This is a genomic window from Leifsonia sp. Leaf264, assembly GCF_001422325.1.
Classification (GTDB): domain Bacteria; phylum Actinomycetota; class Actinomycetes; order Actinomycetales; family Microbacteriaceae; genus Orlajensenia.
In genome coordinates, this window is sequence record NZ_LMMR01000011.1 from 88,477 (window position 1) to 95,768 (window position 7,292).

At 68.1% G+C, this 7,292-nt stretch carries 5 protein-coding genes and 1 tRNA gene; 5 read left to right on the forward strand and 1 reads right to left on the reverse strand.

The window, feature by feature from the left end:
* The first annotated feature begins 243 nt into the window (after positions 1-243).
* From ASF30_RS22090 to ASF30_RS22100, 3 genes are all read left to right on the forward strand, one after another.
* The gene (locus tag ASF30_RS22090) at positions 244-1,920 is read left to right on the forward strand and encodes a peroxidase family protein (protein ID WP_055911893.1); all 1,677 of its coding nucleotides are present in this window, start codon (positions 244-246) and stop codon (positions 1,918-1,920) included.
* 87 nt (positions 1,921-2,007) lie between these two features.
* Positions 2,008-3,798: a glycoside hydrolase family 15 protein gene (locus tag ASF30_RS22095; protein WP_055911842.1), complete on the forward strand. Its 1,791-nt coding sequence runs from the start codon at positions 2,008-2,010 to the stop codon at positions 3,796-3,798.
* Between the two features lie 65 nt (positions 3,799-3,863).
* Positions 3,864-4,580: an SOS response-associated peptidase gene (locus ASF30_RS22100; protein WP_055911845.1), complete on the forward strand. Its 717-nt coding sequence runs from the start codon at positions 3,864-3,866 to the stop codon at positions 4,578-4,580.
* Positions 4,581-4,720: 140 nt separating this feature from the next.
* Here ASF30_RS22100 and ASF30_RS22105 read toward each other — a convergent pair.
* A tRNA-Leu gene (locus ASF30_RS22105) sits at positions 4,721-4,805 on the reverse strand.
* Between the two features lie 111 nt (positions 4,806-4,916).
* Between ASF30_RS22105 and ASF30_RS22110 the strand changes: the two genes are divergently transcribed.
* Both ASF30_RS22110 and ASF30_RS22115 read left to right on the forward strand, forming a co-directional pair.
* Complete coding sequence (locus ASF30_RS22110; RefSeq protein WP_055911848.1) at positions 4,917-6,263, forward strand: M20/M25/M40 family metallo-hydrolase; 1,347 nt, start codon at positions 4,917-4,919, stop codon at positions 6,261-6,263.
* Between the two features lie 16 nt (positions 6,264-6,279).
* Entirely contained in the window at positions 6,280-7,134 is an 855-nt protein-coding gene (locus tag ASF30_RS22115; protein ID WP_055911851.1) for an undecaprenyl-diphosphate phosphatase, read from the forward strand.
* Positions 7,135-7,292: the final 158 nt, after the last annotated feature.

Sequence of the window (7,292 nt, forward strand, 5' to 3'; positions counted from 1 at the left end):
TTCGAACACATCTTCGAACTAGTCAATCGGCACCCACCGACATTCCTGCCCCATCGGGCAGAACCGACAGGGATGCCCCCGACGTCCCCTCCCACCGTGCGGCGTATGGTCGCCGTCATCACGACACCGCACCACAGTGTCATCCGGCCAGCGGCCGCCCACCCGACAACCCAGCCGCGAACCTTCGCACCACGCCGTCCATCGACGAGGCATCCCGGGCTCGCCATCTTCGAAGGACCCGTCATGACAAACCTGCTGAGATCGACCGCCAACCCCGCCGGCGGGCACGGAGGCGGGGTGCGCGGCGACAACATGCCCCGCCGCTCCTCGCTCTTCGAAGGCCGTTTCGGCCGGATGTTCCGCGAGCTGCCTCCGGCAGCCTGGCCGGCGACGGCCCTCCGAGCACTCGGAGAGGCCATGACGGCCGAGCCTGAACGAGACCCGCTCGATCCGACCAAACCCTTCGCCGCGCCCGAGACCGACGACATCGTCCAGGATCCCGAGGAGAACCCCGGTCTCCCGGCCGGCTACACCTACTTCGGCCAGTTCGTCGACCACGACATCACCTTCGACCCGGCATCCGTGATGCAGAAGATCAACGACCCCGATGCCCTCGTCGACTTCCGCACCCCGCGACTCGACCTCGACTCGATGTACGGGCGTGGACCCGACGACCAGCCCTACCTGTTCGACGGCAAGAAGTTCCGCCTCGGACGCGACCTGACCGAGCTCAACGTGCCCAGCCCGCGCAAGGACCTTCCGCGCTACATCGACGTGCAGGATCCGGAGGCCCCGCATCGGGCCCTCATCGGCGACAAGCGCAACGACGAGAACGTCATCGTCGCCCAGCTGCACGCCTCGATGCTGCAGTTCCACAACAAGCTGGTCGACGAGTATCCGTCCGCCAGCTTCGCCGACGTGCAGCAGCAGGTGCGCTGGCACTACCAGTGGCTCGTGATCAACGACTTCCTGGTGCGCATCTGCGGCAAGGATCTCATCGACGACATCCTGCCCGGGCGGGGCGAGGCGCTGCCGACGCAGCAACAGAAGCCCAAGCTGGGTTTCTACCACCACAAGAACGCACCATTCATGCCGATCGAGTTCTCGGTGGCCGCCTACAGGTTCGGGCACTCGATGGTCCGCCCGATCTACAGGTTGAACACCCGTCTCGACGGCGGCGACGACGTGCGTGCGGCAACCGCCGACGAGCGTCGGCGCGGGCTCGACGGCCGCTTCTTCATCTTCGCCGGGGTGCAGCGCCGGGGGCTCAACGGCTTCGACTCCTTCCCATCGCCGTGGGCGATCGACTGGAGCCTCTACTTCGACCGCACCGGACAGGTGCCCGTCGGTGGCAAGAAGCGCGTGCAGCCCTCCTACAAGTTCGACACGTCCTTGGTGAACCCGCTCGGCTTCCTGCCCGAGTTCTCCAAGCGTGGCGTCGACGAGCCGCCGCTCACCATCGACCACCTGCAGGCGGCACCGGCGCGCCCGACGCGCGATCCGGCCAACCTCGCCGTGCGCAACCTGCTGCGCGGCATGGCGCTGGAACTGCCCAGCGGGCAGGCCGTCGCCGACGCCATGGGCATCCCGCGCATCCCCGATGAGCGTCTCTGGGTGGGCAAGGCCGCGGCCGACGAGGAGCGCAAGCCTCTCACCGAGATCCACGAGAGCTTCGCCAACAACGCTCCGCTCTGGTACTACATCCTCGCCGAGTCGCAGGAGGACTGGACAGCGGACGGTGACGACACAGCGACGATGCACCTCGGGCCCGTCGGCGGGCGCATCGTGGCCGAGACGCTGATCGGCATGATCGCGGGCGACGGTGCCTCCTACCTGGCGCAGAGCCCCAACTGGGAGCCGACGGTGCACGGACGCCGGCTCGCCACAGTCGGCGATCTGCTCGCCTTCGCCGACGAGTAGCCGCCTCGCCGAGGCCCGGATGCAGTCCGCGGCCGATGAACACAGGGGCACCGTGCTGTTCGCAGCCGGTGCCCCTATCCTGTGCCCATGGCCAGCCGACCCATCGAGGACTACGCGCTCCTCAGCAACTGCCGCACCACAGCCCTCGTCAGCTCGGACGGCAGCATCGACTGGTTGTGCCTTCCCCGGTACGACTCGCCGTCCACCTTCGGGGCCCTCCTCGGCACCGAGGAGAACGGCGCGTGGTCGCTGCGGCCGACGGATGCCGCCGCCACCGTCACGCGCGCCTACGACGGAGACACCTTCATCCTCGTGACCACGTGGACGACGGAGACGGGGGAGGTCGAGGTCATCGACCTCATCGCTCGCGGGGTCGGACGCGTCGACGTGCTGCGCGAGGTGCGCGGCATCGCTGGCACTGTCGAGATGCAGATGGAGTTGCGCATCCGTTTCGGGTATTCGACGGCGCTCCCGTGGGTGCGCCGCATCGAGGACGGCGACGGAGGTCAGGCGCTGCTGGCCATCGCCGGGCCGGACGCCGTCATCATCCGGGGGCGACCGCGGCTGGAAGCCGTCGACAACGCCCACCACGCGAGCTTCACCGTCGCAGCCGGGGAGCAGGTGCCCATCTCGCTCACCTGGTACCCCTCGCACCGCAACACGCCGGAACGCCGCGACCACGCCGAGGCCGTGGCCGAGACCCGGGCCTGGTGGGTGGACTGGGCGAGCCGCTGGGAGCACAGGGGGCCGTACCGCGATGCCGTGGAGCGCTCGCTGCTCGTGCTGCGCGCGCTCACCCACGAGGGGACCGGCGGAATCGTGGCGGCGGCCACGACGTCGCTGCCCGAGCAGCCGGGTGGCCCGCGCAACTGGGACTACCGCTACGTCTGGCTGCGGGATGCCGCCCTCACGCTGCAGGCCCTCGGCGACCACGGCTACAACGAGGAGGTCGCGCACTGGCGAGCGTGGCTGCTGCGGGCGATAGCCGGCGACCCCGGAGACGTGCAGATCATGTACGGCCTCGCCGGGGAGCGCTTCCTGCCCGAGCGCGAACTCGACAGCTTTCCGGGCTACGCCGAATCCCTGCCCGTACGGGTGGGCAACGGCGCGGTCGACCAGTACCAGGCCGACGTCATCGGCGAGGTCATGGTCGCCCTCCACGTCGCCCGGAAGGGCGGTCACGGCGACCTCGAGAACGCGTGGCCCCTGCAACGCGCGCTGCTCGGCTTCCTCGAGGCGAACTGGCAGCGACCCGACCAGGGCATCTGGGAGATCCGGGGTGAGGCGAGGTTCTTCACCCACTCCAGGGTCATGCTCTGGGCGGCGTTCGACCGCGGAGTCGCCGCCGTCGAGCAGTTCGGAGCCGACGGTCCCGTCGAGTCCTGGCGGAGCCTGCGCGACACCCTGCGCGCCGAGATCGACGAGAAGGGCGTCGACCCCGATCGCGGCTGCTTCGTGCAGCACTACGGATCGCCGGAGGTCGATGCCTCGCTGTTGATCCTGCCGCAGGTCGGCTTCTGTGCAGCAGACGACCCACGGATGCTGGCGACCGTCGCGGCGATCGAGAGCGACCTGCTCGACCACGGCCTCGCCCAGCGGTATCGCACCGAGGCCGGGGTCGACGGGTTGCCACCGGGGGAGAACCCGTTCCTCGCGTGCTCGTTCTGGTTGGCGCACCAGTACGCCGAATCCGGGCGACTGGGCGACGCCATCGCCCTCATGGACCGTCTCGTCGCCCTCGCGAACGACGTCGGCCTGCTCGCCGAGGAGGTCGACCCACTCACGGGGCGCCACTGGGGCAACACCCCGCAAGCCCTCTCGCACCTCGCCCTCGTGCGGGCGGCCGATGCTATCGGGAGGGCCGAGGCGCGCCTCTGAGGTTCTCGGGACGACCTCGCGCGGGTCGCGCCGCCGGTGTCGGATGCCGCGGCTAGCCTGAACCCATGTGCGGTCGCTTCGTCATCTCCGACACCCAGCCCGATCTCGTGGCCCTGTTCGACATCGAGATCATCGGCGAGAACCTGCCGGAGCCGAACTGGAACATCCGTCCCACCGATCAGGTGCCGATCGTGCTGGAGTCGACCAAGGGCGGTCCCGCCGTGCGACGGCTCGAGTCGGCGCGCTGGTCGCTGGTGCCGTCGTTCGCGAAGGAGCTCGCCTCGCCGTACCCGACGTTCAACGCTCGCTCGGAGGACGTGACCGAGAAGGCGAGCTTCGCGGCATCCGTCGCCACGAGACGAGCTCTCATCCCCGCCGACGGTTATTACGAGTGGCACACCGACGGCACGGCCAAGACGCCGTACTTCGTGCATCCGCCCGAGGGAGAGCGCATCGCGTTCGCCGGGCTGTATTCGTGGTGGCGCGACCCGGCCAAGCCCGAGACCGATCGGTCACGCTGGGTGCTGTCGGCCACGATCCTCACGATGGAGGCCGTCGCCCCGCTCGATGCACTGCATCCGCGCACCCCCGTCGTTCTGCCCGACTGGATGTGGGACACCTGGCTCGACCCCGACGAGGAGGCCGACCAGGAGTTCGTGGATGCCGCCGTCGAGGCTGCGCGGCCCACTGCCGCGACGCTCGAGTTCCACGAGGTGGCCCCGGTTCGTGAGAACGGACCGAGCCTGATCGACCCGGCGCTGATCCCGGTTGGTTCGCTCTAGACACCAGCAGGGCGTCTCCGACCCGCCGGGTGACCGGTCATCCGGCGCAGCGACCCGTCGCGCAATCAGACGAAATGTTTCCTCGGGAAACGACGAAGGCCCCGGTCATCGACCGGGGCCTCCACTGTCTCAACACAGTGTGCGCGAAGGGGGACTTGAACCCCCACGCCCTATACGGGCACTAGCACCTCAAGCTAGCGCGTCTACCAATTCCGCCATCCGCGCGTGTTGTTTGCGAGCCATGGTTTCCCCGGCCCGAGGTAAGACATTAGCACGTTTCGAGAGGGTGCTTTTACACGTGGGCACCACGGCGAGGGGGCAGGTAACGTGACCGGCATGCCTGAAACTTCCTCCGCCACGCGCTCGCACGACGACACGCCCGAGAGCGTCGAGGAGCTCGAGAGCACTGCCGCGATCGCCCGCGACCTCATCCGCTTCGACACCACGAACTACGGGGAGGGACGTTCGAACGGTGAGGCGGATGCAGCGGCCTACGTGTCCGCGTACCTGGAGCGCCTCGGGCTCGAACCGCAGACCTTCGAGGCGGCCCCGGGACGCGCGAGCGTCATCGCCCGCGTCGTGGGACGCGACAGCAGCAAGCCCGCCCTCGTTCTGCACGGCCACCTCGACGTCGTGCCCGCCGATCCCGAGAACTGGACCGTCGACCCCTTCGCCGGCGTCATCAAGGACGGCATGCTCTGGGGACGTGGCGCCGTCGACATGAAGGACATGGACGCCATGATCCTGGGCGCTCTCGACGACATCCTCTCGGCGGGCGGGAAGCCTGAACGAGACACCATCGTCGCCTTCTTCGCCGATGAGGAGAACGGCGGCGTGTACGGCGCGCACTGGCTCGTCGACAACCACCCGGAGCTCTTCGCCGGGGCGGGGGAGGCCATCAGCGAAGTCGGTGGCTACTCGACCATGGTCGGCGACCAGCGCGCCTATCTGCTGCAGACCGGCGAGAAGGCCCTGATGTGGATCAAGCTGATCGCCAGGGGGCCGGCGGCACACGGTTCGCGGCTGGTGGGGCAGAACGCCGTCACCCGCGTCGCCGAGGCCGTCGCCGCGATCGGGCGCCTCGAGTGGCCGATCCGCCTCACCGACACCACCGAGCAGCTCCTCGCCGAAGTCGCCCGCATCCTCGATGTCGAACCGACGGATCTCGGGCCCGACGGCCTCGCCCTGGCCACGGGATCGGCATCCGGATTCATCCAGGCGACCCTCCGCACGACCTCGAACCCGACCATGCTGAGCGCCGGGTACAAGCACAACGTCATCCCCGACCGTGCCGAGGCCGCGATCGACATCCGCACCCTCCCCGGAGACGAGGAGCAGGTGCTCGCCGTCATCCGCGAGGTCATCGGCGACGACATCGAGATCGTGGTGACCCACCGCGACATCGGACTGGAGAATCCGTTCAGCGGTGCCCTCGTCGAGAGGGTCGCCGCGCTGATCGCGGAGCACGACCCCGAGGCCGTCGTGCTGCCGTACCTGCTGTCCGGTGGCACCGACAACAAGGCTCTCTCGAAGCTCGGCATCAGAGGCTACGGCTTCGCTCCGTTGCGCCTGCCGGCCGAGCTCGACTTCCCGGCGATGTTCCACGGCGTCGACGAGCGCGTGCCGTTGGACGCATTAGTCTTCGGTAGAGCGGTTCTCCGCGACCTTCTGTTGAGCTACTGAACCAGAGAGCAGCCCATTGGATCTCATCAACGCGATCATCCTCGGCCTCGTCCAAGGACTGACGGAATTCCTCCCGATCTCCTCGAGTGCGCACCTCCTGATCGTGGGTCAGTTCCTCGGGACGGGTGAGGACCCCGGTGCCCGGTTTACCGCCATCACGCAGATCGGCACCGAGCTCGCCGTCGTCATCTTCTTCTGGCGCGACATCGTGCGCATCGTCACGCAATGGGTGAAGTCCCTGGTCGGAAAGGCCCCACGCAACGACCCCGATGCCCGCATGGGCTGGCTCATCATCATCGGCTCGATCCCGATCGTGGTTCTCGGCCTGCTGTTCCAGGACCAGATCGAGACCGTGCTGCGCAACCTGTGGATCACGGCGATCATGCTCATCGTCTTCGGCATCCTGCTCGGAATCGCGGATGCCGTCGGGGCGAAGCGTCGGCGCCTCAAGGACCTCACGTACCCGCACGGCATCCTGTACGGCCTCGCTCAGGCCCTCGCCCTCATCCCGGGTGTGTCTCGTTCGGGTGGCACCATCACGATGGGCCTGTTCCTCGGCTACGAGCGCAAGGCCGCGTCGCGCTACGCGTTCCTGCTCGCGATTCCGGCCGTGCTCGGCAGCGGCTTCTACCAGGTCTACAAGTCGATCGCCGATCCGTGCCTCGAGGGCATGACCACCTGCACGCCCGAGGTGTTCGGACCGTTCGAGACCCTGGTCGCCACCGTGATCGCCTTCGCCGTCGGCCTCGTGGTGATCGCCTTCTTCATGAGCTACATCTCGCGCCGCAGCTTCCTGCCGTTCGTGATCTACCGTCTCGTGCTCGGTGTCGCCGTGCTGATCATGCTCTCGACGGGCGTGCTGGTTCCGTAGCTCGCGGCGCAGTCCGGATGTTGCGGCGCTCCCACGCCATTTCCGGGTGTTCCGCGCCAGGTGAATTCATACAGTCGTTGCAACGTGAGGGGTTGCGATGAGTGTGAGGTACTCGAGCCAGGTGCGGGCGTCGTTCATCGAGGCTGTCTGTGCGGGGT